25 protein-coding genes, 1 riboswitch and 1 other annotated feature (1 of these 27 only partly in view) are annotated in these 25,796 nt (G+C 37.4%); of the genes, 24 read left to right on the top strand and 1 reads right to left on the bottom strand.

The annotated features are described in order from the left end of the window. Positions 1 to 179 (top strand) — a binding site (T-box leader) (it extends 38 nt beyond the left edge of the window). A 36-nt stretch (positions 180 to 215) separates the two neighbouring features. The 10 genes from ileS to pyrR all read left to right on the top strand — a co-directional run bounded on the left by ileS (position 216) and on the right by pyrR (position 8,427). Continuing rightward, positions 216 to 3,002: an isoleucine--tRNA ligase gene (gene ileS, locus QSJ81_RS12240; protein WP_285717662.1), complete on the top strand. Its 2,787-nt coding sequence runs from the start codon at positions 216 to 218 to the stop codon at positions 3,000 to 3,002. Between the two features lie 77 nt (positions 3,003 to 3,079). Further along, on the top strand, positions 3,080 to 3,367 hold the full coding sequence (locus QSJ81_RS12235) for a DUF5665 domain-containing protein (RefSeq protein WP_285717661.1): 288 nt from the start codon (positions 3,080 to 3,082) through the stop codon (positions 3,365 to 3,367). Between the two features lie 18 nt (positions 3,368 to 3,385). Continuing rightward, a complete protein-coding gene (locus QSJ81_RS12230; protein WP_285717660.1) occupies positions 3,386 to 3,913 on the top strand; it encodes a nitroreductase family protein in 528 nt (175 codons plus the stop codon). An 11-nt stretch (positions 3,914 to 3,924) separates the two neighbouring features. Beyond that, complete coding sequence (locus QSJ81_RS12225) at positions 3,925 to 4,575, top strand: TraR/DksA C4-type zinc finger protein (RefSeq protein ID WP_285717659.1); 651 nt, start codon at positions 3,925 to 3,927, stop codon at positions 4,573 to 4,575. A 195-nt stretch (positions 4,576 to 4,770) separates the two neighbouring features. Beyond that, complete coding sequence (locus QSJ81_RS12220; protein ID WP_285717658.1) at positions 4,771 to 5,475, top strand: TVP38/TMEM64 family protein; 705 nt, start codon at positions 4,771 to 4,773, stop codon at positions 5,473 to 5,475. A gap of 125 nt (positions 5,476 to 5,600) precedes the next feature. Then, positions 5,601 to 5,765 carry a 4Fe-4S ferredoxin gene (gene fdxA, locus QSJ81_RS12215; RefSeq protein ID WP_038671076.1) on the top strand — a complete coding sequence of 55 codons (165 nt, stop codon included), beginning with the start codon at positions 5,601 to 5,603 and terminating at the stop codon, positions 5,763 to 5,765. Positions 5,766 to 5,971: 206 nt separating this feature from the next. Next, positions 5,972 to 6,331 (top strand): carboxymuconolactone decarboxylase family protein, encoded by a 360-nt coding sequence (locus QSJ81_RS12210; protein ID WP_285717657.1) that lies wholly within the window; start codon positions 5,972 to 5,974, stop codon positions 6,329 to 6,331. 163 nt (positions 6,332 to 6,494) lie between these two features. Next, a complete protein-coding gene (lspA, locus tag QSJ81_RS12205; protein ID WP_285717656.1) occupies positions 6,495 to 6,947 on the top strand; it encodes a signal peptidase II in 453 nt (150 codons plus the stop codon). After that, a complete protein-coding gene (locus QSJ81_RS12200; protein WP_285717655.1) occupies positions 6,940 to 7,863 on the top strand; it encodes an RluA family pseudouridine synthase in 924 nt (307 codons plus the stop codon). The genes lspA and QSJ81_RS12200 overlap by 8 nt, the downstream gene beginning before the upstream one ends. Before the next feature lie 12 nt (positions 7,864 to 7,875). Then, entirely contained in the window at positions 7,876 to 8,427 is a 552-nt protein-coding gene (gene pyrR / locus QSJ81_RS12195; protein WP_038671068.1) for a bifunctional pyr operon transcriptional regulator/uracil phosphoribosyltransferase PyrR, read from the top strand. A gap of 63 nt (positions 8,428 to 8,490) precedes the next feature. Here the strand turns inward: pyrR and QSJ81_RS12190 are convergent, their stop codons facing one another. After that, on the bottom strand, positions 8,491 to 10,248 hold the full coding sequence (locus QSJ81_RS12190) for an Rqc2 family fibronectin-binding protein (RefSeq protein ID WP_285717654.1): 1,758 nt from the start codon (positions 10,246 to 10,248) through the stop codon (positions 8,491 to 8,493). 171 nt (positions 10,249 to 10,419) lie between these two features. Here QSJ81_RS12190 and QSJ81_RS12185 point away from each other — a divergent pair, with 171 nt between their 5' ends. The 14 genes from QSJ81_RS12185 to rsmB all read left to right on the top strand — a co-directional run bounded on the left by QSJ81_RS12185 (position 10,420) and on the right by rsmB (position 25,792). Further along, positions 10,420 to 13,173, top strand: coding sequence for a calcium-transporting P-type ATPase, PMR1-type (locus QSJ81_RS12185; protein ID WP_285717653.1), 2,754 nt, complete (start codon positions 10,420 to 10,422; stop codon positions 13,171 to 13,173). Between the two features lie 40 nt (positions 13,174 to 13,213). Continuing rightward, positions 13,214 to 14,050 carry a diaminopimelate epimerase gene (gene dapF, locus QSJ81_RS12180; protein WP_285717652.1) on the top strand — a complete coding sequence of 279 codons (837 nt, stop codon included), beginning with the start codon at positions 13,214 to 13,216 and terminating at the stop codon, positions 14,048 to 14,050. A gap of 123 nt (positions 14,051 to 14,173) precedes the next feature. Then, complete coding sequence (locus tag QSJ81_RS12175; RefSeq protein ID WP_285717651.1) at positions 14,174 to 14,773, top strand: hypothetical protein; 600 nt, start codon at positions 14,174 to 14,176, stop codon at positions 14,771 to 14,773. A 141-nt stretch (positions 14,774 to 14,914) separates the two neighbouring features. Next, positions 14,915 to 15,799 (top strand): YicC/YloC family endoribonuclease, encoded by an 885-nt coding sequence (locus QSJ81_RS12170; protein WP_285717650.1) that lies wholly within the window; start codon positions 14,915 to 14,917, stop codon positions 15,797 to 15,799. A gap of 59 nt (positions 15,800 to 15,858) precedes the next feature. Beyond that, positions 15,859 to 16,125: an extracellular matrix/biofilm regulator RemA gene (gene remA, locus QSJ81_RS12165; RefSeq protein ID WP_007934670.1), complete on the top strand. Its 267-nt coding sequence runs from the start codon at positions 15,859 to 15,861 to the stop codon at positions 16,123 to 16,125. 24 nt (positions 16,126 to 16,149) lie between these two features. Continuing rightward, complete coding sequence (gmk, locus tag QSJ81_RS12160; RefSeq protein ID WP_285717649.1) at positions 16,150 to 16,767, top strand: guanylate kinase; 618 nt, start codon at positions 16,150 to 16,152, stop codon at positions 16,765 to 16,767. Positions 16,768 to 16,784: 17 nt separating this feature from the next. After that, positions 16,785 to 16,991, top strand: a complete 207-nt coding sequence (rpoZ, locus tag QSJ81_RS12155) for a DNA-directed RNA polymerase subunit omega (protein ID WP_038671054.1) — start codon at positions 16,785 to 16,787, stop codon at positions 16,989 to 16,991. A 9-nt stretch (positions 16,992 to 17,000) separates the two neighbouring features. Further along, entirely contained in the window at positions 17,001 to 18,197 is a 1,197-nt protein-coding gene (coaBC, locus tag QSJ81_RS12150; protein WP_285717648.1) for a bifunctional phosphopantothenoylcysteine decarboxylase/phosphopantothenate--cysteine ligase CoaBC, read from the top strand. A gap of 53 nt (positions 18,198 to 18,250) precedes the next feature. After that, positions 18,251 to 18,356, top strand: a riboswitch (SAM riboswitch). Between the two features lie 69 nt (positions 18,357 to 18,425). Beyond that, a complete protein-coding gene (gene metK, locus QSJ81_RS12145) occupies positions 18,426 to 19,616 on the top strand; it encodes a methionine adenosyltransferase (RefSeq protein WP_285717647.1) in 1,191 nt (396 codons plus the stop codon). Positions 19,617 to 19,745: 129 nt separating this feature from the next. After that, positions 19,746 to 22,178 carry a primosomal protein N' gene (priA, locus tag QSJ81_RS12140; protein ID WP_285717646.1) on the top strand — a complete coding sequence of 811 codons (2,433 nt, stop codon included), beginning with the start codon at positions 19,746 to 19,748 and terminating at the stop codon, positions 22,176 to 22,178. 82 nt (positions 22,179 to 22,260) lie between these two features. Further along, positions 22,261 to 22,716, top strand: coding sequence for a peptide deformylase (def, locus tag QSJ81_RS12135; RefSeq protein ID WP_285717645.1), 456 nt, complete (start codon positions 22,261 to 22,263; stop codon positions 22,714 to 22,716). A 1-nt stretch (position 22,717) separates the two neighbouring features. Beyond that, positions 22,718 to 23,659: a methionyl-tRNA formyltransferase gene (fmt, locus tag QSJ81_RS12130; RefSeq protein ID WP_285717644.1), complete on the top strand. Its 942-nt coding sequence runs from the start codon at positions 22,718 to 22,720 to the stop codon at positions 23,657 to 23,659. Positions 23,660 to 23,672: 13 nt separating this feature from the next. Beyond that, on the top strand, positions 23,673 to 24,434 hold the full coding sequence (locus QSJ81_RS12125) for a DUF116 domain-containing protein (protein WP_038671044.1): 762 nt from the start codon (positions 23,673 to 23,675) through the stop codon (positions 24,432 to 24,434). Positions 24,435 to 24,460: 26 nt separating this feature from the next. Then, the gene (rsmB, locus tag QSJ81_RS12120) at positions 24,461 to 25,792 is read left to right on the top strand and encodes a 16S rRNA (cytosine(967)-C(5))-methyltransferase RsmB (RefSeq protein WP_285717643.1); all 1,332 of its coding nucleotides are present in this window, start codon (positions 24,461 to 24,463) and stop codon (positions 25,790 to 25,792) included. Positions 25,793 to 25,796 lie beyond the last annotated feature (4 nt).

Here is a 25,796-nt window from a genome sequence, read left to right as displayed (position 1 = left end):
TTTTGCAGCGAGTTAGGAAGAGTGTGAGCCTAATAAATCAATCATAGTGAATATCACTCCTGAACTGCAAACTGAAACTTAATTAAGTTTTGCCGTTTGACGAGCGTTATTTCGTTTTTGAGTGGCTGCGTAAGCAGTCATTAGGGTGGTATCACGGGAAACAACCTCTCGTCCCTTTAGGGATGAAGAGGTTTTATTTTTTTGGAGGTGTTATTTTGGATTATAGTAAAACTCTTAATTTGCCGCAAACGGATTTTCCAATGCGAGGTAACTTACCTGAGAGGGAACCGGAATTACTAGATTATTGGCAGCAACAAAAAATTTATGAGAAACGTACAACTCAGAACGAAAAACCTAAATTTATTTTACATGATGGACCACCCTATGCAAATGGGGATATTCACATTGGTCATGCCTTAAACAAGATTTTAAAGGACATGATTCTAAAATACAAATCATTATGTGGTTACAATACTCCTTATGTACCTGGTTGGGATACTCATGGTTTACCTATTGAGCATGCTGCTATAAAAATATTGGGACTCAATCGACACGAATTAAAGCCATTAGACTTACGTCGTGAATGTAAAGAGTACGCCTTGAAATTTGTTGACACACAACGTAAGGATTTTAAACGTCTGGGCATTGGTGCGGATTGGGAAAATCCTTATGTAACATTACGGCCTGCTTATGAAGCAAAGCAAATCGAAGTATTTGGACAAATGGCCAAAAAAGGTCACATTTATAAAGGTTTAAAGTCAGTGTACTGGTGTACCTCCTGTGAGACTGCATTAGCAGAAGCTGAAATTGAATATGCCGAAAAAAAATCTCATACTATATATGTTAAATTTCCATTAGTGGATAGTAAAGGTACATTACCTGTAGGAGTAAGTGCTGATAATGTATATGGCGTAATTTGGACAACTACTCCTTGGACCATGCCTGCTAATGTTGGGATTGCTGTTCACCCCGAACTTGAGTATGCTTGGGTAGAATGTCAAGGGGAAATATATCTATTGGCAGTTGAATTAATCGAAACAGTAGCCAAAGATAATAAGTTGGAAGATTACACAATATTATCAACCATGAAGGGTGCTGCTCTTGAGGGCGTAATTTTTACCCATCCATTTATCGAACGTCAATCAGTTGTTGTTTTAGCTGATTATGTTACCCTTGAACAAGGTACGGGGTGTGTACATACAGCTCCAGGACATGGCCCAGACGACTTTGAGACGGGTATTAGATATGGACTGCCAGTTATCAATCCTGTGGATCATGCAGGACGCTTTACGGCTGAAGGTGGCATTTTTGAAGGGATGTTAATTCATGATGCGGATGTTCCAGTGATTAAGGAATTAGCTGCACGTGGCATGCTGCTTGGTAAAGGCAAAGTGAAGCATCAATATGCACATTGCTGGCGTTGTAAAAACCCAGTAATTTATCGGGCAACAGAACAATGGTTTGCATCTGTAGATGGTTTTAGAGAGGACGCCTTGCAGGCAATAAAAGAAGTGAAATGGGTTCCAACTTGGGGAGAAGATCGTATTCATAATATGGTCGCAGACCGTCACGATTGGTGTATCTCACGTCAAAGAGTGTGGGGAGTACCAATACCAATTTTTTATTGTGCAAAGTGCAACGAACATGTAATCAATGATACGACAATTACTGCCGTAAAAGATTTGTTTCGTATAGAAGGATCAGATGCTTGGTGGGCGAAAACAGCAACGGAAATTTTACCAGCTGGATTTACCTGCTCTCACTGTGGCCACGATTCTTTCCGTAAGGAAACAGACATTATGGATGTTTGGTTTGATAGTGGCTCAAGTCATGCGTCTGTACTAGAGCAGCAGAGTGAACTTGCTTGGCCTGCTGATTTATATCTAGAAGGTAGTGATCAACATCGAGGCTGGTTCCAATCTTCTTTACTAACTTCCGTAGCAACTAAGGGAACTGCTCCCTATAAAGCTGTCCTAACTCATGGTTTTGTGGTAGATGGTGATGGACGTAAAATGTCTAAGTCAGTGGGTAACGTTATTTTCCCACAAGATGTTATCAAAAAATACGGTGCAGATATTTTGCGTTTATGGGTAGCTTCTGCGGATTATCAAGCTGATGTTCGTGTTTCCAATGATATTTTAAAACAATTATCAGAAGTATATCGTAAAATTCGTAATACTTTCCGCTATATTCTAGGTAGTATTCATGACTTTAATCCTGACACTGACAAAGTTAGTTATGAAAAATTGTTAGAGATTGACCGTTGGGCTCTTTTAAGATTAGAGCAAGTTCGTGAAAAAGTTACGAAAGCCTATGAAGATTACGAATTTCATTTAATTTATCATACGATACATAACTTTTGTACTGTAGACTTAAGTTCAATCTACTTGGATATTTTAAAGGATCGGGTGTACACAGCTCTACCTGCTTCAGAAGAAAGACGTGCAGCACAAACTGTTATGTATGAAATACTGAGTACTTTGGTTCGTCTCGTTTCCCCAGTTCTTACATTTACCTCAGAAGAAGTTTGGCAACATATGCATAAAGAACAAAATATGCCGGAAAGCGTACAATTAGCAAATTGGCCAATTGCTCGTAGTGAATATTTAAACGCGGAACTAGAAGCTAAGTGGACTTCTATTTTGGCAATGCGTAGCGAGATTACAAAAGCATTAGAAACGGCTCGCCGCAATAAGGTAATCGGACATTCTCTAGATGCGGTAGTTGTTGTTTATGCCGATGGCCAGGTCTTTACTCAGTTATCTGCTATGAGTGAAGAGTGGGCCAATATTCTAATTGTGTCAAAGGTAGTAGTTGTAGAAGATAGGAGTAAGGCTCCAGAAAACGCTTACCAAGTAGAAGATATGGCTTTGGCAATAGACGTATCACAAGCGGAAGGCGAAAAATGCGAACGTTGCTGGATTTATAGTGATACTGTAGGCAACATGCAAGAACATAAAACATTATGCAAACGCTGTAGTTCAGTAGTTGAAAAATTATAATTGTAATTTGAAAACCGGAATTTTTATTCCGGTTTTTTTTTTATCTTATGGAGATGATATAAATGGAGGAATGTTTTGTGGAAAAAAAGGATGTAGTTCATAAACAATTAGAAAAGTTAGTACGTCATTTAGAGTCATTACGTATTGCTGAATATATGGAACTATTAGAACGTCCAGGTAAGCTTATTTTAATAAACCTAATTGCTGGACTAGCAAGGGGGCTAGGGATAGCGATTGGAGCTACTGTTATTTTTGCTCTAGTATTAAATTTATTGCATCAAATTATCTTGTTAAATATACCGGGGATTGGAGATTTTGTTGCTGAAATCGTTCATATTGTAGAGGTTAAAAATAATAAGTTTTGAAATTGAGGAGTGACGAATATGACAAAAGATGTATTTGATTGTATGAGGGAAAGTCATAGTGTTCGAAATTTTACACAACAAGAAATACTAGAACCTACATTAACACGAATTTTAGAAGCAGGTTGTTGGGCTCCTAGTGCTGGTAATTTACAACCCTGGTATTTTTATGTAGTTAAGAATCAAGAAGTAAAACAAAAGGTAGCAAAAGCTTGTTTTGGACAAAATCAGGTAGAAGAGTCGCCAGTTAGTATTGTGATATTAGCAGACCCAGCACGCTCTAATGAAAAATATGGAGAACGTGGAGCTCAATTATATTGTTTACAGGATACTGCAGTCGCAGCGGAAAATATGATATTAGCAGCTCATGGCCTAGGACTTGCTACATGCTGGATAGGAGCTTTCGACGAGGTTCAAGTACAAAAAGCTGTAGAAGCTCCTCCTAGGCTTAGAGCAGTCGCAATTATTTGTCTGGGATATAGTAATGAAGTGCATACGCCTGCTAAAGAAAGATTAAGAGTACAAGAAGTAGCAAAGTTTATTCATTAGGAGAGGGTATTTTGGACGCTGAGAAAAGTAAAGAGCTGATGAAGAACTTAAATATGGAAAAAAGGGGGTTAGTTGAACAGATTGCCCGCTTGGAAAAAAACGGACTAGGAAACAGTTTATCGGATTCTATTGGTGAATTATCTGTATATGATAACCATCCCGCTGATATTAGTGGTGAATTATTTGAGCGCAGCAAAGATCTCGCATTGCGGGACAATGCTCATGTTTTATTAGAAAGAATAGAAAATGCTCTTGAAAAAATAAAAAAAGGGACCTACGAATATTGTAGTAAATGTGGAAATAAGATACCTATTTCTAGATTAGAGGTAATTCCTTGGGCAAATGAGTGCGTAGAATGCCAAGGAGAAGATGATAGTTTAGACTTGTCGCGCAGGCCAATCGAAGAGCAACTTCTCACGCCTCCATTCAAACGAACTTTTTTAGATGATGACAAGAATGAATTTGTAGGTTTTGATGGTGAAGATGCCTTGCAAGCAGTATTACGTTATGGTAGCTCCGATTCTCCACAAGATATCCCTGGTTCAACTGATTATAATGATCTATTTCCCGCTAGTGATGAACATGAAGGAATTGTTGATCTCACAGATGCTATTCCTGTAAAAGAGAATATACTAGAACATAATAAAGATAAAAATAGTTAGAAATAGTTAGAAATAGAATATAATAATGTTTTCTAAAAGTACTAAGTCATATTTAATAATTAAAAACTGGGCTTAACTTAAGCTCAGTTTTTAATTATTAGCAGGAATTGTTTATATGTAAGCATAAGATACTATAAAGAAAGATTAAATTAATCCTAGGTATTGTTGGTAGATGCAGGCTGGGAGGTTCTATTTATGGCAAGACCAATGATGGGAACAAACGCTATTTTGTACCGGGTTGGAGTCTTGGTCGTTGCTGCTATTGTTTACTTTTATATACCTGGCATACGAGAATTCTTTGAAAATGGAGTTACCTACTTAAAGCGTCGTAATCTTGATGGCTTACGTCAATTTATTCTTGATTATGGTGTGTGGGCACCAATTTGTAGCATTATGCTTATGACATTACAATCTTTAATGCCCTTTGTTCCGGGTTTAGTTATTACGATTGCAAATGCTTGGATTTTTGGATGGGTTTTTGGGGCAATATATTCTTGGGTTGGCGCATTACTAGGAGCTAGTCTGGATTTTGCTATAGCAAGATGGTATGGCCGTCCGGTAGTTGAAAAGTTTATTACGGGTAAGTACTTAAAAATGATAGATCTCTATCTGCGCAAGCATGGTATTTGGGCTGTATTTATTACTCGCTTAACGCCGATTATTCCATTTAAGGTGGTGAGTTATGGGGTTGGATTAACAACACTTTCATTTTGCAGATTTGTAATTGCAACCGCAATTGGGCAAGCTCCTGCAATTATTCTATATTCTTTCATTGGTCAAAATCTTACACGTAATATAAGCATAACTATTTTAATAACTTCCCTGTTAGTGGTTATTAGTGCTATTTTGTTTCATTATCGAAAAGAGATAGAGAAAATAATTTTTCAAAAAGAAGAATGAGTTGAAAGTTTGTTAAAAATTAAGCATAATGTAAAAAAAAACATAAGAAAATGATATTAGTTATGTGATTTATTGCTAGTCTATAGTATAATAGTATACAGTTATCTACATAGGAGGTGATTTTCATGTATAAAATTAGTAGCGAATGTATTTCATGTGGCGCTTGTGCTGCTGTTTGTCCAGTAGAAGCTATTTCTGAAGGCGAAGCACAATATGTTATTGATGAAAAGTGTATTGATTGTGGTTCATGTGCAGCAACATGTCCAGTAGGAGCAATCAGCCCAGAATAATTGTAATATAAGAAAAGCCCAGACTTCTGGGCTTTTCTTTTTTGCTTATTTTTCATAATCAACTGAAGATGAATTTAAATAGGACTTGGCATAAGCTAAGTCTTTTTTATGATATAAATCACAGTGTTTGGATAATTTATAGAATATAATAAGATCATAAGTTTAGAGATAGTAATGTTTTTGCGAAAGAATAGGGAGATGACAAAATGGAAGCAGAAGAAATTAGGCAGATATTTAAAGAACAATTTGGTTTTTTTCCGCCTTGTAATGTAGGGGCTAATGAACTAGGGGAAGACATGGGGGAGCTTATTAGCCAATATCACCATTTAATATGGGGTGAAGGTGTTATTCCCATTAAATATCGATATTTAATGGCCTTAGCTACTGCTGTATATAGTGAAGATGATACGCGCGCTAAATTAGAGTTATTAAAAGCGGTACGTAATGGTGCAACGAAAGAAGAGATTGTGGAGGTCTTTCGGCAACAAGTTTGGATGCGAGGTGCTCCTCTCATTGTTAAAATTGTTCCTTTACTGAAATTTCTGGACAAAATTGAAAAAGCATAAGAGAAGTTGGTTAGATGTAAAGGATAATTTAGTATAAAACTTTACGTTTAACCAATTTTTGTTTATTATATATAATATGAACTTTATTCAGAATGTAAAGTAGTTAGGAAAAAGACAAGTATTTTTTGATAAAAGTATATATTTTTGGATAGGAGATAAAATTGTGCCAATATTATTAGTAGTACTGTTTGTTATATTAATTGATCAATTTTCAAAAAATTACATCCTAGCACATATGTTACCTGGTATGTCTATTCCTGTCATTCAGGACATCTTTCATATTACTTATGTCTTGAACCCAGGTGCTGCTTTTGGTTTGTTTGAGCATCAAACCCTATTTTTTTTATTTGTGGCGGTAAGCCTGGTAGGGGCAGCAATTTATTTTTACCCCCGTATTCCCAAGCAATATGGATTATTACGTTTTGGCATAGGTTTACTAGTAGGAGGGGCAATTGGGAACGTTATTGATCGCATAAAAACAGGTTATGTAGTTGATTTTTTTGATTTTCGGATTTGGCCAGTATTTAACATTGCCGATACAGCCATTGTATGTGGTGTTGGCTGCATTATTTTTACTATGATATATTTATATAAAGAGGATGAAATCAATGACTGATTTAAATCATTATAAGGTGAATGAGGCTGAAATTGGCGAACGTTTGGATGTGCTTTTAACTAAGTACATGAGTGATGTATCTCGATCTACAGTGCAGCGATTGATTGTTAATGGTGATGTTACTGTAAATGGAAAATTAGTAAAGTCTAATTATAAGGTGCAATATTTAGACGATGTTGAGGTTGCCGTGCCTGGAATAAAACCCCTAGAGCTAATTCCTGAAGGAATTCCGCTTGAAGTTTTGTATGAAGATGAAGATATTATTATTGTTAATAAATCCCGCGGCATGGTAGTGCATCCAGCTGTAGGGAATTATAGTGGGACTTTAGTGAATGCTTTATTAGAGCATTGCGAAGATTTATCAGGGATAAATGGGGTTGCCCGTCCAGGGATAGTTCATCGTTTAGATAAAGACACTTCAGGAGTTATGGTAGTTGCGAAAAGTGATAGAGCACATATAAGTTTAGCAAAACAAATTAAGGAACGTTCAGCAAGTCGGCGTTATTTAGCTATCGTGCATGGTAATATTAAGGAAGAGCAGGGCGTTATTAAAGCACCTATTGGTCGTCATCCTACAGATCGTAAGAGGATGGCGGTAACGTTTGTAAATAGCAAAGAAGCAACAACAAAATTTCGTGTGATAGAGCGGTTTGGGGCATACACCCTGGTAGAATGCAAGTTACTTACGGGACGTACGCATCAAATTAGGGTGCATATGGCTTACATTGGGCATCCAGTAGTTGGTGACCCCAAATATGGACCTGATCGAAGACAATTTTCTATTATAGGGCAAGCGTTGCATTCAGCTGAGTTAAAGATTGTTCATCCTGTTACTGAGGAAAATATGATATTTACGGCGAACTTGCCTGAGGATATGGAACTAATCTTAAGAGAGTTACGGAAAATACATAATTAGGGAGGGCTTTTTATGGTTAATTTAGTAGAAAAGACCGTCATCATGGATGAACAAGCCATCAGGCGGGGGCTCATTCGTATTGCCCATGAAATTATTGAAAACAATAAAGGGATAAAAGATTTAGTACTAGTAGGAATTAGAACTCGTGGCGTACCTCTGGCAGAAAGATTAGCAATTGAAATAGCAAGAATCGAAGGAGTAGAATTACCAGTAGGGATTTTAGACATAACCTTATATCGGGATGACTTGTCTACTCTTAGTTATCAGCCTATCGTACATCAAACGCAGATTCCTGTTGATATTAGTGGAAAAACAATTGTGTTAATTGATGATGTATTATATACGGGACGAACTGTGCGGGCTGCTCTCGACGCGATTATTGATATTGGAAGGCCAAAGGTTATACAACTAGCAGTGTTAGTAGATCGTGGTCATCGTGAACTGCCAATTCGGGCGGATTATGTAGGGAAGAACGTGCCTACTTCCAGTAAAGAAGTAGTGGGTGTCCAGTTGATGCCTGTTGATCAAGCGGATAAAGTAGTAATTAAAGAAATTGTAGAATAAAAAAAGACATTTCCTTTCCACAGTAGTAGGGATAGGAAATGTCTTTTTCTATAAATTGTTTGCTTAGGACTTTTTTAATACGGAATTAACCAGGTTTTCATCTGGTGTTACATATATAGTACTTTGGTGATCATAAATAACAAAACCAGGTTTCGCACCGGAGGGTTTTTTTACATAACGACGTTGTGTATAATCCACTGGCACATTAGATGATTGACTGGCTTTGCTATAATAGGCAGCCAAATGTGCTGCTAATTGAATCGACTGTAATGATGGGGTTTGGCTGCCGGAGCGTAAAATAACATGGGACCCTGGGATGTCTTTTGTATGAAACCATATATCATTATGCTGTGCTTGTTTAAATGTTACAATGTCATTTTGACGATTATTTTTTCCAACTAAAATGGTTAGGCCATCCTGAGTGGTGATTGTTAGTGGCTTGGAAGCAGGAATTGGCATGCGGCGTTTGCCAGCCTTTTTAAGATAACCGCTATTAATCAATTCTTCGCGAATATCGGCAAGCTCAGAACTGTTTGTAGCATGTTCAAGGGCAACTAAAATGCTATCTAGATAGGATGTTTCGTGTATGCATTGGAAGAGCTGCTCTTTGAGTAATTCCTGCGCCCTCTTTAATTTATTATATTTTGAATAATAAGATTGGGCATTTTCTAATGGGGAAAGTTTGGTGTCAATAACTATACTTATTTGATTATCTTCAGGGGAATCGTGATATAAGTCGGGTAAGGAGATCATATTCTGATCTTCAGGTATTGAATAAAGATTCGCCATAATAATATCAGCAAATTTTCGAAAGGAATCCGCAGACGTCGCATCAGATAATTCTTTAGTAAGAATTATCTTTTTTCGTTGTAAGCGGTTGCTCTCTTCTGTGACAATCTTGAATAAAATAGTTTGTTCAGGAAGCTTTTTTTTCCCTGAAAGACTATCTATGAATTCAACAGCCTCACTCATGGTGAAAAAATGATGTTTCGTATTTTTTTGTATTAAATGTTCTAAGTTGAAAGATGCAATACCAACTAGTTGATTTTCGGCATTAACAATCACTGTAGGTTCTATTTCTTTTGAGTTTAAATGAGTAATAATACTCTCGGTTGCTTCTTGTAAAGCGATAATATCAGAATTATCTAAGGCTTCAACTAGAATGTCAGCAGGTAGCCCAGCTCGCCAAACTATTTCTTTGGCCGTTATAGGTCCGATACCAATACCTGTTTGAATAATGGCTTTGGTGACAGGAGTTGTTTGGAGCGTCTTAAGCGTATTAAAAAAAACAGGTATAGGAGTCTCAAAAAAATTTAGGCACATTTGACCGGGTGGGTAGGTATATTCCATTCGAGGTAAAACCTGTCGGGTACGACTGATACTTAGACCAACTCTTTTAATAGCATCAATAATAACCTGATCTTGTGTGAGGATAATATTGCTATGTTTGCCCATTAACTCAGAGATAAGACATTTAGTTATAATCGTACCATCTTCATTACGGAAATCGATAGACATTAAAGCGATTCTATCGAGACTGTGCTGAAGAATGCTAGCAATGCGCCCACCTTCTAAATGTTTTCGTAATAACATGCAAAAGGCCGGAGGTGTAGCGGGATTTTCCAAAGTGCCTTCAGTTAGATGAATGCGAGGATGCTTTGGATTAACTGAAATTAGTAGGCGTAAGTTTTCATTCGATTGTCTTATCCATAATATTAATGTATATTTATCGGACTGAAAAACTTTATCAATTCTTCCGCCTGTAAGTTTTGTATTTAATTCAGCAAGTAAAGCTGATAAGGATACTCCATCAAGACTCATGCCTTTCCTCCATTAATATATTGATTTTGAGATAGGTATAGGTTTCTCTATGTACCTTTAGTATAATTTTCACTAGTATACCATTTTGCGTTTCCTCGGTCAATTTAGGTCTAATTAGAGGCTGTTTGGAATAACATGAATAAAAAAACACATGGTAAGTGAGGTGGCATAGTGGATACTGACAAGTGGTATACACGTACAGCGCAAGAGATAATCGATTTTTGGAGAACGGATCAAGAAGAAGGGTTATCTTCTAGTGAAGTGAAAAGTAGAATAGCTGAATTTGGATATAATGAATTGGTGGAAAAACAAAAACCCGCTTGGTGGAAACGATTTTTTGCTCAATTCCAGGATTTTATGGTTTTGGTTTTACTAGCTGCCACTTTGATTTCAGCATTTTTAGGGGAATATGCTGATGCAGCAACTATTTTGTCTATTGTGCTAATCAATGCTATATTAGGATTTATTCAAGAACATCGTGCTGAGAAATCTATGGATGCGTTACGAACGATGGTTGCACCGATGAGTCATGTTATTCGTAACGGTATTTTACAGCAAATAGCGGCCCGTGAGATGGTTCCAGGAGATATTATGGTCTTAGAATCAGGCGATAAAATTGCTGCTGATGCTAGATTAATTGATGTACACAATATGGAAGTGGACGAAGCTACATTAACAGGTGAATCATTAGCTGTTAGAAAGGTAGCGGATAAACAAATTGGGGAAACTAGTTCCCTTGGTGATCGTAAGAATATGGTGTACGCTGGAACAAGCATTATTAAGGGGCGAGGTAAGGCGGTAGTTTGTGCTACTGGGATGGCCACAGAAGTTGGTCGTATTGCAGATATGATTCAGGATGTGAAGCCTGAAAGTACACCTCTTGAACTGAGGTTAGAATCTTTAGGACGATGGCTGGTGTGGGGATGTTTAATCATTTGTGTGATCGTTGTTGTAACTGGCGTACTTAAAGGAGAACCGCTTTTTTTAATGTGTATGGCAGGTATTAGCTTAGCGGTGGCTGCGATTCCAGAAGGGCTACCAGCCATTGTTACAGTTGCTTTAGCATTAGGTGTACAGCGTATGATAAAACGGAATGCGATAATAAGAAAGTTACCTGCAGTTGAAACACTAGGTTGTACTACGGTCATTTGTTCTGATAAGACGGGTACTCTTACACAAAATGTTATGACTGTGCAAAAAGTATTTGTTGTAGGTCGAAATTATGAACTAACTGGCACTGGTTATGAAATAAAGGGGAATTTTTTATACAATAAGCAGGAATTTGATCCTAAAAGGGATAAATGTTTACTACAGTGCTTAGAAATAGGTGCATTATGTAATAATAGTATTTTAAAGCATAATAATATAGGAATAAGTGGTTTATGGCGACGTACAACTACCAGTGGGTGGTCTATTGAAGGGGATCCTACAGAAGGTGCGTTAGTGATTGCGGCAGCTAAGGCGGATATTTGGCGCAGTGAAATGGAGAAAAATCAGCGACGTTTAGCTGAAATCCCTTTTGAATCAGAACGTTGTCGAATGTCGGTTCTCTATGAGAAAAATAACAAAAATGTTATTTATGTCAAAGGTGCTCCGGATGTTATTTTAGATATGTGCCAACATTATATGAATAATAGCACCGAATCACCGCTTTCTGCGGCTATAAAAAGCGATATTCTGGAACAAAATGAAAAAATGACAGATCAGGCTCTTAGGGTATTGGCCGTGGCTTACCGACAGATTACAAAGATGGAGGCTAGTCATGTAAGCGAAGAGTTGGAAAAGGATTTAGTTTTTGTTGGTTTGATTGGTATGATTGATCCGCCTAGACAAGAAGTAAAGCCTGCAATTGCTTTATGTCGGCAAGCTGGAATAAAGACGATTATGATTACTGGAGATCATCGTAATACTGCAGTAGCAATTGCTAAGGAACTGCAAATGTTTAAAGAAGAGAAAAACCAAGCTCTTACTGGTAATGAACTTGATGAATTAAATGACGGCGAATTGGCTAAGATCATCAATAGTGTTACCGTATATGCTCGTGTATCTCCAACTCATAAGTTGCGTATTGTCAAAGCGTTAAAACGTCAGGGACATATTGTAGCTATGACTGGAGATGGTGTTAATGATGCACCTGCTATCAAAGAAGCTGACATTGGAATCGCGATGGGATTTACAGGCACTGATGTTACCAAAGAGGCAGCAGCGATGGTTTTAGCGGATGATAATTTTGCTACTATTGTTGCTGCTGTAGAAGAAGGTCGAGGTATTTATGATAACATACGAAAATTTATTCGGTATTTGCTATCTTGTAATTTAGGCGAAGTGCTCACCATGTTTATTGCTACACTCGCTGGATTGCCTTTGCCCTTGTTGCCCGTACAAATTTTATGGGTTAATCTAGTTACTGATGGGCTACCAGCTATGGCTTTAGGAGTAGATCCTAACAATCATGATATTATGAATAGGCCACCAAGGCAGCCGCGAGAAAGTGTATTTTCTCGTGGGTTAAGCCTTAAAATCATTACACGTGGTTTTCAAATCGGTATTAGTACAGTATTGGTTTTTGCAGGAGTATATTTTTTAAAAAATGATTTAACACTGGCTAGAACAATGGCCTTTTGTACTTTGGTTTTTTGTCAGATGTTTCATGTTTTTGACTGTCGGTCCGAAAGGTTTAGTATCTTTGAAATTGGCATGTTTAAAAATAAATATCTGATTTTTGCCACGGTCTGTTCTGTGTTTATGCAATTGTTAGTTGTGTATCATCCCTTTATGAGGGAAATTTTTGCCACGGTTCCTCTTGGTTTGTCGGATTGGTTAGTAGTGCTGTGCATTTCTGGGTGGACTTTTATTATAGGTGCGATTAAACATCTATTTTTTCGTAGGCGGGTGCCTCGTTCCGTTTTGGGGCGGGTGCATTAATAGAATTGAAATTTTAAGTTTAAAATGAGGAGAATAGGACATGAAGTTTAATTTTAGTAAATGGCATGGTTTGGGAAATGATTTTGTAATTGTTAATGGATTGGAAGAAAGTATTGAAAATTATGAAGAAATGGCGATTAAGGTTTGTGACCGGCATTTTGGGATAGGAGCAGATGGATTAGTTATATTATTAAAGTCAGAAATAGCTGACTTTAAAATGAGAATTTTCAATTCAGACGGTAGTGAAGCTGAAATGTGTGGTAATGTCACACGGTGTATGGCTCGTTATGTGTTTGAGCACGGCCTAACAGATAAGAAAAAAATTACGTTAGAAACGAAAGCCGGTATTATTAAACCAGAACTAATTTTTACCAATGGTATACTTGATACCGTAAAAGTTGATATGGGAGAACCGCGCCTTAAGCGAAGTGAAATACCGATGGTCGGGAACGCTGATGAACAGGTAATTAACGAAATATTACGAGTTGGCGATATTGAATACAACATTACGTGCGTATCTATGGGAAATCCCCATTGTATAATATTTGTTGATGACCTTACTTTAGTTGATCTATCTGTAATCGGACCCAAAATTGAGACAGATCCTATCTTCCCGAAGAAAACGAATGTTGAATTCGTGCAAGTATTAAATAAACAAAAATTACGTATGCGTGTTTGGGAACGCGGTGCTGGTGTTACTATGGCTTGTGGTACAGGAACTTGTGCTACATTAGTAGCAGCGGTACTCAATGGTAAAGCAGATCGGCAAGCTACAATTGAATTAGACGGGGGTACTTTGTTTATTGAATGGGGTTTGGATAATCATATTTATATGTCTGGCCCAGCAGTAGAAGTTTTTCGTGGCAAGTATCTTTGAGTTTTCTAGATAATAAAGAAAAGTCCAACTTCTCTAAAAATTAGGAGTTGGATTTTTTATTTGAAAGGAATTTTTCTATTTGTGGTGTAATAATATACCTCATAAGAGTAGGGAGGTGCTATAGTGAGATTTTTTACTTTGACAGTGATTTTCTTATTACTATCATTTAGTCAGACTTTTGCAATATCTCCGGTTAATATTGATGTTATAAAAGAGGCGCAGGATTATGGTAAATCGAATGCACAAAATCAATTAAAGGATTTCTTGCTGCCATGGATGTCTTATGAAGAGAAAGCGATAAAGTTAAATGATACAGCAGAACGTTCGTATTTATACACTTCCTTTTTGCTCATAGCAACAGACGCTCGAGAAAAGAATTTATTAGGGCGTAATGTTACTGCGTTAGATAGTGAAAGTATATTGGCAGATTACTCAGGCTTATTAAGCTTTAGTACAGTTTTGTTTGGGGGGAAACAGGATTTCACTCAAAACGCTAATGTAATACTTAAACAGGCTGGCAAAGAAATTAAGGCATACCAGACGGTAATTCCTTCTAAAGCCGAAAAGAATACTGGAGAATCAGGGCAAAATACATTTACTGCTCAATGTTACTTTTATTTTTTAGAAAAAGACATTGTACTTGATATTCCTATCATATTACTGATTAAAACAAACGATAAAATAGAACATTCTTTCTACTTTGATATTGCAAAGATAAAATAAAAGATTCTTTAAACAATGGTATACCTAGATAATAAGCGAAAAAGGGATTTAGTGAAAGTATGGAGAAGTATTTAAAGAGATTTGGATAATTGTAATATTATCGTTAATAATAAAAATGTGCAAAGAAAGGAGCCGCTTAGTGTGATAAAAAGTATGACTGGGTTTGGGCGTGGCGAATATATGGATAATGAATACAGACTAATTGTAGAAATTAAAGCTGTAAATCATCGTTATAATGAAATCGTTATTCGTATGCCTAAGAATTTAGGACCACTTGAAGATAAAATTCGGCGCAGTGTATCTAGTGCACTAGTAAGAGGCCGTATTGATGTTTTTATAACAATAGACGAGTATGGAGAAAAGAAAAGAGCTGTTCGGATTGACAAAGAATTAGCAGTGGCTTATAATAAAGCTTTAGATGAATTATCAGAATTATTTGCTATGCCAGTAAAGGATAGAATTTATCAAATAGCAAAATATCCTGATGTTATTCGCGCTGAGGAAGTAACAGAAGATGCTTTATCTTTGTGGCCTAAATTGTCTCAAGCCGTTTCTATAGCGGTCAATAATCTTATGCAGATGCGTATAACAGAAGGGTTAAATATTCAGCAAGATTTGATAGCGCGTATCGCAGTGATTGAATCATATATTAAATCAGTAGAAGAGCGTGCTCCTCAAGTTTTAGTAGAGTACCGGGAAAAGATATTGGGACGTATGCGTGATTTATTGGGGATGATAGGAGAAGAACCTGACGTCGGCAGATTGGTACAGGAAGCAGCGATTTTTGCTGATAAAACGAATATAACTGAGGAGTTAGTACGTTTAAAAAGTCATTTGGCACAATTTCATACTGCATTACATATTGATGAGGCAGTAGGAAGAAAATTGGATTTCATCGTGCAGGAGATTAATCGTGAGACGAATACAATTGCTTCAAAAGCGAATGATTTTACTGTAGCCAACATAGTCGTAGAAATTAAAAGTGAAATTGAAAAAGTCAGAGAACAGATTCAAAATGTAGAGTAGAATCAAATAAAGAACCATAGGTAGATGCTAGCGATATAAAAAATAAGGGGGATTTTTATATGGAAATAAAACTTATCAATATTGGCTTTGGTAATATTGTATCTGCGAATAGAATCATATCTATTGTCAGTCCTGAATCGGCGCCAATTAAAAGAATTATTCAAGAAGCTCGTGACAGAGGAATGTTAATTGATGCAACTTATGGAAGACGTACTAGAGCTGTAATTATTACTGACAGTGATCATGTAATTTTATCTGCAGTGCAGCCTGAAACCGTAGCTCATCGCCTTGCCAGCAAAGAAACTAGCGAGGACACTGCAGAATAGCAGATGATGAAAGGAGCAGCATGTATGACAAAAGAGGGAATTTTACTTGTTTTATCTGGTCCATCTGGAGCAGGTAAAGGGACAATTTGTCAAGAATTGCTGCGTAGATATCCTGAATTAAACTATTCCATATCTGCCACTACACGGGCAGCACGTGTAGGAGAAAAACATGGGGTTAATTACTGGTTTGTTTCTCGTGAAGAATTTGAGAATATGATAAAAAATGATGAGTTGTTGGAATGGGCTGAAGTTTATGGCAATTTTTATGGAACACCATGCCGTCATGTAAAGGATTTATTACAAAATGGTAAGGATGTTGTCTTAGAAATAGATGCACAGGGAGCTACGCAGATAAAAAAAAGATTCCCCCAAGGAGTGTTTATCTATATTGCACCACCGTCCTTGGATGAGCTAGCGAATCGCATTCATAAAAGAGGTACTGACAGCTTGGATGTGATAAAGAAAAGGCTCAGTTGTGTTAATAATGAATTGACATACGTACATAATTATAACTACATAGTAGTAAATGATGAGGTGCAAGAAGCAACAAACAAGGTTTTATCAATTATTACTGCAGAAAAGTGCCAAGTGGTACGTAATGACAATATAGTGGAAGAAATATTAACTAATTTTAATAAATAAAACTTAGGGGGACTACTATGATTCATCCATCATTAGATGTTTTAGTGACTAAAGTTGATAGTAAATATACATTGGTTGTGCTTGCGGCTAAGCGTGCTCGAGAACTTATGGACGGTTCAGTACCCATGGTTGAGAGCAAGTCGAATAAGCAAGTAACCATTGCTTTAGAGGAAGTAGCGCAAGACAAAATATCCTATGAGCGGACCAAAAGCGGTATAAAGTAGGAGGTCGTTATGTTAAAGGGAAAGAATATTGTTGTTGGCGTAGCTGGTGGTATTTCTGCTTATAAAGTAGTGGATGTCGTTAGCCGTCTAAAAAAACAGGGCGCCAACATATATGTTATTATGACTAAGGCAGCGACTAACTTTGTTACCCCATTGACTTTCCGAGAAATAAGTGGACATCCGGTTGTAGTTGATATGTGGGCAGAAGCTACCAATTGGAATGTTGAACATATTGCATTAGCTAGTAGAGCAGATTTGTTTTTATTGGCTCCTGCAACGGGAAATATTATTGGTAAAATAGCCAATGGTATAGCGGATGATATGTTATCTACTACGGTTATGGCGACAACGGCACCAATCTTAATGGTGCCAGCTATGAATACGAATATGTATTTAAATACCATTGTTCAGCAAAATATTAGTAAGCTGACTCAATTAGATTATTACTTTATGGATCCAGATTGTGGTAAATTAGCATGTGGTACAGAGGGTGTAGGACGTTTACCTGAGCCAGAGGCTATTGTAGAAAAGGTAATTGAGATACTAAAAACCAATCATGATTTTACAGGGAAAAAGATATTAATTACTGCAGGTGGAACGCAGGAGGCAATTGATCCCGTAAGATATATCGGTAACCGCTCTAGTGGGAAAATGGGCTATGCATTGGCGGAGGTTGCTGCGCACAGAGGAGCAAAAGTCACTTTAATATCGGGACCTACTCATTTAGTTTCGCCACCTGGTGTTACAATAGAATTTGTACAATCAGCATCACAGATGCAGGATGCCGTATTGGCTCATTTTGCGGAAAGTGATATTGTGATAAAGGCAGCGGCAGTAGCGGATTATCGTCCACAGAGTATGTCGGAGCATAAAATTAAAAAGACTGGTGAGACGCTACATTTGATACTAGAGAAAAATCCGGATATCTTACTACAGCTTGGGCACCTAAAGAAACATCAGATATTGGTTGGTTTTGCTGCTGAAACTCAGGATTTACTAGTTCATGCACAAGATAAATTAACGAGAAAAAATTTAGATATGATTGTCGCTAATGATGTTACTATACCTGGTGCCGGATTTAATACGGACACAAATATAGCAAAATTGTTGTACCGTGACGGTCGTATAGAAGAGTTGCCTCAAATGTCTAAAAAAAGGCTAGCAGAAGTTATTTTAGATAAAATTCACATAGAATGTCGAAAATAGGTTGATTTTTGTTCTATTTTACTTTAAAATTTGATTTGGCAGAATTATATATTGGCTCATCAAGAGATGGTGGAGGGAATGGCCCGATGAAACCGCGGCAACCATTTGGAATATCCAAAAACGGTGCCAATTCCTGCGGTGAAATCCGCAAGATGGGAGAGTGACAGTGACAATCACCCTCCCTTATGGGAGTTTTTTTATTTTTATTAATTATTGGAGGTAGAAATTGTGGAAAAAAAACGCGTATTATTTACTTCAGAGTCTGTTACTGAAGGACATCCTGATAAAATGGCGGATCAGATTTCAGATGGTGTATTAGATGCCATTATGGCAAAAGATCCTATGGGACGGGTAGCATGTGAGACTTTGTTGACAACAGGTCAAGTACATGTAGTTGGTGAAATAACAACGAATTGTTATGTGGATATTCCTAAGATAGTACGTGATACAATTAAAGAAATTGGCTATACACGTGCAAAATATGGCTTTGATGGTGACACTTGTGGTGTACTGGTTTCCATAGGTGAGCAATCCGCTGATATTGCGATGGGTGTTGACAAGGCGCTAGAAGCAAAACAAGGACAAATGGATGATATTGAAGCAATCGGTGCTGGTGACCAAGGAATGATGTTTGGTTACGCAACCAATGAAACTCCAGAGTATATGCCATTGACAATATCCTTAGCACATAAGTTAGCTCGTCGTTTAACAGAAGTCCGTAAAAATGAAGAAGTTGATTATTTACGTCCTGATGGAAAAACACAAGTAACGGTGGAATATGAAGATGGACAACCTCTTCGTGTCGATACGATCGTAATTTCAACCCAGCACGGTCCTGAAGTTGAATTAGCAACTATTGAAAAAGATTTGATTGAAAAAGTTATTGTACCAATTGTTCCAGCTCATCTATTAGATGCAAATACGAAATACTATATTAACCCAACAGGCCGTTTTGTAATAGGTGGACCTCAAGGCGATGCTGGTTTGACTGGCCGTAAAATCATTGTTGATACATATGGTGGAATGGCACGTCATGGTGGCGGTGCATTCTCTGGTAAGGATTGTACCAAAGTAGATCGCTCAGCTGCCTATGCAGCTCGCTACGTTGCCAAAAACGTAGTTGCGGCAGGATTAGCAGATAAATGTGAGATCCAGTTAGCTTATGCTATTGGTATGGCGCATCCAGTCTCGATTATGGTAGAGACTTTTGGCACGGCTAAAGTAGATGAAAAACTGATTGCCGAGCTGATTAAAAAACATTTTGATTTGCGTCCAGCTGGCATTATTAAAACCTTGGACTTGCGTCGTCCGATTTATCGTCAAACAGCAGCTTACGGACACTTTGGCCGTACTGATATTGATTTGCCTTGGGAACGCACTGATAAAGCAGAAATTTTACGTAAGGAAGCAAATCTTTAATTTTTAATAATTTCTTGCAGGGTTTTTATCTCATCATACGAATTTTATAGGTATAGCTAATGATAAAAGGGGGACTCAGTGAGATTCCCCCTTTTTAATTTTATTAAGTATCATGGAATGGTGGTAACAATGCAACGTATAGCACAAGTTTTAGTAAATCTTACAACTAAAAACATTAACAAAGCTTTTTCATATCATATTCCTGAACACTTAGATTGTGTTGCTGTAGGTTGGCGTGTATTAGTGCCTTTTGGAAATCGCAAACTAGAGGGTTTTATTATTGATATTACTCAGGGTGAAGATTCTGATATAATTAACCTAAAACCTATTTTAGATACATTGGATAATGACATATGGTTTGATGAGCATATGATGCATACTGCTAGGTGTATTAGTGAATATTATCTTTGTAATTTAGTTGATGCGATGCGTTTGTTTATTCCAGGGAAATCAGGCATAAAAAGTGTTACACTTTATTCGGTAGGCACTGATCGGGATATTCAGAAAACATTAACTGAGTTATTAGCTAAATCAGCAGAATATTACCAGGTATTTATATATATATATGAGCAGCGATCGGTACTTTCGTCCAAATTAGAAAAACAGTTTGGTGCTGGTGTATTAAAAGTCATACAATATTTACTACGTAAGAAAGTAATAGTTGGAGAGTCAATCGGAAAAAAGACTGGTACACATCTTTATAAAAGTGTAATCTATTTAGACATATCTATTGAATCCGCCCAAACCCTTATTAGCAGTTTAGTTAGAAAACCAGCACAATGCCGTTTATTGAATTATTTAATAGAGTATGGGCAGCTTTCTTACGATGACTTGAAAAAAAGTAATACTAGTTATGATACTGTCAAAAAATTGGTACAAGAGGGCATTGTTAAAATTGAAAAAGTTCAGATAGTTCGTGATAGCTATGCTGATTTATCGGAAACAAAAAATACTGTTTCATTAACGACTGAACAACAGCAAGTATTGGGAAAAATTATACCGAAAATGCAAGCTAAGGAATTTGAGTCTTTTTTACTTCATGGCATTACTGGAAGTGGTAAAACCCAAGTCTATATCGAAGCAGTGGCAGTAGCTCGTCAAAATTACCGTCAGGCGATTGTTTTAGTCCCTGAAATTGCCCTTACAAGCCAAATTGTCTCACGATTTAAGGCTCGGTTTGGTGATGATGTGGTAGTCATGCATAGTAAGCTATCTACTGGTGAACGTTATGATGCTTGGCAGCGTCTTCGTAGAAAAGAAGCAGGTATTGTTATTGGTGCTCGTTCAGCCATTTTTGCACCTTTGGTAGATATCGGAATAATTATAATGGATGAAGAGCATGAATTTACTTACAAGCAAGAGGAAACACCGCGCTATCATACGAGACAGGTAGCTTTAATGAGAGCTAATTTGGCAGGTGCAGTGGTAATAATGGGAAGTGCTACGCCAGCAGTTGAGACATATTATCAAGCTTTAGAGGGGCAGCATACAATGCTTGCTATGTCAAAGCGGATTGCAAATGCGTTGTTACCTGCGGTTACGGTTGTTGATATGCGTGAAGAATTACGTAATAAAAGGCGTAGTGTCATCTCCTTGCCTTTGCAAGAATTGCTAACTGAGACAATAAACCGCGGTGAGCAGGCTATTATTTTATTGAATCGTCGTGGTTATGCTACCTTTGTAATGTGTCGAGAATGTGGGCATATTGTACGGTGCAAGCATTGTGATATTTCTTTAGTGTACCATTCTATAGGTAAAAAACTGAAGTGTCATTACTGCCAATGTATTGAAGAGGTGCCCGATGTTTGTCCAGAATGCAGCAGTCGTTATATTCGCTTTTTTGGCACAGGCACGCAAAAATTACAAGAAGAGTTAATGAAGCTATTTCCAGATGTACGTATAGTGCGGATGGACCAAGATACTACTGGCGGGAAGATGGCTTATGATCGTATTTTAGATGGATTTTCAAAAGGCGAATATGATATTTTACTTGGTACGCAAATGGTAGCTAAAGGGCATGATGTAAAAAGTGTTACAGCCGTGGGTATCATAGCAGCTGATAGTATATTGAATTTACCTGATTTTAGGGCAGCAGAGCGTGTGTTTGCCTTGTTAACTCAGGCCGCAGGTAGGGCAGGGCGTGGTGAGAAGGCAGGCAAAGTTGTAGTTCAAACTTATAATCCCGAGCATTATGCAGTAAAAGCGGGGGCTGAACATGATTACCGAAGCTTTTATGATGCTGAAATCGTTTTTCGTAAAGCCCTTTCTTATCCACCCTATAGTCAAATTCTTAAACTTACAGTTCAGGCTGATGAAGAAGGAAAGGCTCGAAATCTAGCTGATAAGCTAATAACAGAATTACGAAGTCTAGTAAAAGAAAATAAAAATATAGAAGTAATAGGGCCATTTCCAGCCCCTGTTGCTAAGATAAATGATATTTTTCGTATGAATATCATTGTAAAAACAGATAATCTTGTGGACGTAAAGCCTCATATAGTTGCGATGGGCCTAACTACGCGACCAGATGTTATTATTGATGTTGAACCAGTTAGTATTATGTGAAAAATATTGTTTATATTAAACGTGGATTTTTATATGTTTCTATGATAGAATTTTGGCATGATTTATCTACTAGGAGGTTATTATGGCTATAATGGACGTTAGAAAAGCTGGCGATAAGGTATTAAAAACGAAAGCGGAGCCAGTGTTACGTGTTGATAAAAAAATTAGGAAACTTCTTGATGATATGGCACAGACAATGTATAGTGCCGATGGAGTAGGCTTGGCAGCACCCCAAGTAGGTATATCTCTTCGAGTGATCGTGATTGATGTAAATGAAGAGTTAATTGAACTAATAAATCCAGTTATTACGAAAAGTGAAGGCTGTGAACTGGGAAATGAAGGCTGCTTAAGTATACCAGGTGTTTTTGGTGAAGTAGAACGATTTGCGGAAGTCACAGTAACTGGTTTAAACCGTTTTGGGAAAAATATAAGTATTACAGGAACTGGTTTGTTATCTAGAGCCTTACAGCATGAAATTGATCATCTGGATGGCATATTATTTATTGAAAAAGCGCAAACCATTCATAGGGGTAAATAAGATGTCAAATTTACGAGTAGTATTTATGGGGACGCCAGATTTTGCCGTCCCTTGTTTGGATAAATTAATAGCAGATAACTATAATGTTGTTGCAGTAGTAACCCAGCCAGATCGTCCCAAAGGACGGGGGCAGAAGTTAGCTGAATCGCCAGTCAAACAAGCAGCACTAAGTTATGGTTTACCTGTTTTGCAACCAGCTAAAGTAAAAGAGGCTGCGTTTCAAGTTGAATTATCTTTATTAAAACCGGATATTATTATTGTTGTTGCATTTGGCCAATTATTACCTAAAAGTATATTGGATTTACCCTTATTAGGTTGTATTAACGTGCATGCCTCCTTATTGCCTCTTTATCGTGGAGCTGCACCGATTCATTGGTCCGTTATTAAAGGGGATAAATTTACAGGTGTTACTACTATGTATATGGACATTGGAATGGATACTGGTGATATGATACTAAAAGAAGAGGTACCTATTGGAGAAACGGAAACGACCGGAGACATTCATGATAAGTTGAAGTGTGTTGGTGCTAACGTTCTTAGTGAAACAATAAAATTAATTGCGGGTAATAAAGCACCGCGTATGGCACAAAATCATGCATCTGCTACCTATGCTTCTATGTTAAATAGAGAATTAGAACGTATTAAGTGGCAAGAGTCAGCGTTAGATATACATAACTTAGTCAGAGGACTTAATCCTTGGCCCGGTGCTTATTGTTGTTACCGAGGTAAAAACCTAAAGACCTGGCGAACTAGGGTTTATCCGTCTGACGAGATAGTAACTCATCCTGGTAGAATAACAAAGATTACTGCAGATGGTTTTGTAGTAGAAGCAGGGCAGGGAATGCTAGAAGTTTTAGAAATTCAGCCTGACAGTAAAAGGCGTATGAGTGCAAGTGACTTTACTTGTGGTTATGGGCTGCGTGTTGGCGATATATTAGAATAGAAGGTGAATGGTAGTGATTGAGGTGATAGCTCGTCCCAAGAAACGATTGTTTTTGGCACTCATATTGGCTAGTCTGTTTTTAGCCACTCTTTCTACCTATGGATTGTGGATGGTTAGTTTCCCTGGTCTCGCTAATATTAGTACTTTTCTGCCAGTTGTTCTTGGAGTTTTGTTAGGAATGGTTTTATTGGCTATTGGGATTGGGGTTGGCGGCATTATTTTAGCCATCTTAGGTTTTTCTACATTATCTTTGTTTCAAGGGCCAGCTTGGTCTGCAATTAACTTGCTGTTTCCTCTGGCCATCCAAATTGGTAAAATTTTTGATGTAGAAAAAGAAAGAGTAGAACGTTCCTTTATTGAGGTGAGTAATTATTTAATTCATCAGAAACACATTAAAGTTTCACCTGATAAATTATTAATTCTTACACCTCATTGTATTCAGCAAGAATTATGCCAATATAAAGTGACTCATGATATTGCCAATTGTCGTAAATGTGGAGCTTGTCAGGTTGGAGATTTGCTGACCATCTCAGAAAAATATGGGGTACATGTAACAATTTCTACTGGAGGGACATTAGCCCGAAAAGTTATAAAAACCCTTCGTCCCCATGCAGTGCTCGCCATTGCTTGTGAACGAGATTTGACAAGTGGTATTCAGGATGTTTTTCCACTTCCGGTTATTGGTGTGTTAAATGAAAGACCGAATGGACCTTGTTGTAACACACGAATTGATGTTAAACGGGTAGAGGAAGCGGTAAAAGATTTCATTTCTTAATATATAAAGGTGTAAAAGGTGAATATATGGATGCTAGAGAGATTGCGCTAAAGGTTATAAATGATGTAACAAATAATAAAGCTTATGCAAATATAGCTTTGGTAAGGGAGATCAATCGTCATAAAATATCCGATCAAGATCGTCGTTTCGTTACAGAATTAGTATATGGTACGATTAAAGCTGGTAAGACATTAGATTGGATTATAGGTCATTTTGTCACCAGGTCATTAGATAAAGTAGCCCCAATTATTTTGAATATTTTACGTATGGGTATGTATCAAATCTTCTTTTTGTCTAAAGTGCCAGTATCGGCAGCCTGTAATCAGGCAGTAGAACTGACTAAGAAGTATGGACATGCTGGTACTGTTAAATTTGTTAATGCTGTCCTACGTAATGCGGGTCGCGGAACTGATAAGGTGGTATATCCAGATCGGGAGAAGGATATTCTTCGCTTTTTATCTTTAAAGTACTTTCATCCACAATGGATGGTAGCTCGTTGGTTAAAGCGCCTAGGTCCTAAAGCTACTGAAGAATTATGCCAAATTAATAACGTAACACCACTTCTTTCCTTACGCACAAATACTCTAAAAGTTACCCGTGAAGAACTTCTAGATATTTTAGCAAAAGAAGGAGTAAGTGCTGAACCTTCTCGTTGGACCCCAGAAGGTATTGTATGTCATAGTTATCCAGCATTGAACACTTTGAAATCCTTAAACGAAGGGTTATTCCAAATACAAGATGAGAGTTCTATGTTAGTTGCTCATGTCCTCTCTCCCGAACCAGGCGAGTTTATTATTGATGCTTGCGGTGCACCTGGAGGTAAAAGCACCCATATAGCCGCTTTGATGGAAAATAAGGGGCGTGTTTTATCAACTGATATCTATGATCATAAATTAGCACTAACTAACGAGAATGCAAAACGATTAGGTATTAGCATTATTGAAACACAGGCAATTGATGCGACAACCTTAAGCGATAAATACTTAAGGCAAGCGGATCGAGTACTGGTGGATGCACCTTGCTCTGGTCTTGGTGTATTAAGGCGTAAAGCGGATTCACGTTGGCGAAAAACGGAATCTATGTTTAAAGATTTACCTGTCTTACAAAAGGCGATCTTAAAGAGCGCTGCTGCATGCGTAAAAATAGGTGGCACTTTAGTATATAGTACGTGTACAATAGAACCTGAAGAAAACCAAAATATTATTGATAGTTTCTTGTTAGATAATCAGGATTTCACACTTCAGCATGCAGGCCAACTCTTTCCCTCAGAAGAGCATAAGGGTGAAATGGTTCAGTTATGGCCACATATTGATCAGGTAGATGGTTTTTTTATTTCTCGCTTACTACGGGTGAAATAGGTGA

It is taken from the genome of Pelosinus sp. IPA-1 (assembly GCF_030269905.1).
Taxonomy (GTDB): Bacteria; Bacillota; Negativicutes; order DSM-13327; family DSM-13327; genus Pelosinus.
Note: the sequence above shows the minus strand (reverse complement) of the source record. Positions and strands in the feature narration are given on the sequence as shown.

Excerpts from the sequence above, each read along its gene's own strand:
- remA (WP_007934670.1), top strand. The coding sequence starts at position 15,859 with ATGGAAATAAAACTTATCAATATTGGCTTTGGTAATATTGTATCTGCG.
- coaBC (WP_285717648.1), top strand. The coding sequence starts at position 17,001 with ATGTTAAAGGGAAAGAATATTGTTGTTGGCGTAGCTGGTGGTATTTCT.
- def (WP_285717645.1), top strand. The coding sequence starts at position 22,261 with ATGGCTATAATGGACGTTAGAAAAGCTGGCGATAAGGTATTAAAAACG.
- fdxA (WP_038671076.1), top strand. The coding sequence starts at position 5,601 with ATGTATAAAATTAGTAGCGAATGTATTTCATGTGGCGCTTGTGCTGCT.
- rsmB (WP_285717643.1), top strand. The coding sequence starts at position 24,461 with ATGGATGCTAGAGAGATTGCGCTAAAGGTTATAAATGATGTAACAAAT.
- pyrR (WP_038671068.1), top strand. The coding sequence starts at position 7,876 with ATGGTTAATTTAGTAGAAAAGACCGTCATCATGGATGAACAAGCCATC.
- priA (WP_285717646.1), top strand. The coding sequence starts at position 19,746 with ATGCAACGTATAGCACAAGTTTTAGTAAATCTTACAACTAAAAACATT.
- QSJ81_RS12200 (WP_285717655.1), top strand. The coding sequence starts at position 6,940 with ATGACTGATTTAAATCATTATAAGGTGAATGAGGCTGAAATTGGCGAA.
- gmk (WP_285717649.1), top strand. The coding sequence starts at position 16,150 with ATGACAAAAGAGGGAATTTTACTTGTTTTATCTGGTCCATCTGGAGCA.
- dapF (WP_285717652.1), top strand. The coding sequence starts at position 13,214 with ATGAAGTTTAATTTTAGTAAATGGCATGGTTTGGGAAATGATTTTGTA.
- rpoZ (WP_038671054.1), top strand. The coding sequence starts at position 16,785 with ATGATTCATCCATCATTAGATGTTTTAGTGACTAAAGTTGATAGTAAA.
- QSJ81_RS12210 (WP_285717657.1), top strand. The coding sequence starts at position 5,972 with ATGGAAGCAGAAGAAATTAGGCAGATATTTAAAGAACAATTTGGTTTT.
- QSJ81_RS12190 (WP_285717654.1), bottom strand. The coding sequence starts at position 10,248 with ATGAGTCTTGATGGAGTATCCTTATCAGCTTTACTTGCTGAATTAAAT.
- QSJ81_RS12220 (WP_285717658.1), top strand. The coding sequence starts at position 4,771 with ATGGCAAGACCAATGATGGGAACAAACGCTATTTTGTACCGGGTTGGA.
- fmt (WP_285717644.1), top strand. The coding sequence starts at position 22,718 with ATGTCAAATTTACGAGTAGTATTTATGGGGACGCCAGATTTTGCCGTC.
- QSJ81_RS12230 (WP_285717660.1), top strand. The coding sequence starts at position 3,386 with ATGACAAAAGATGTATTTGATTGTATGAGGGAAAGTCATAGTGTTCGA.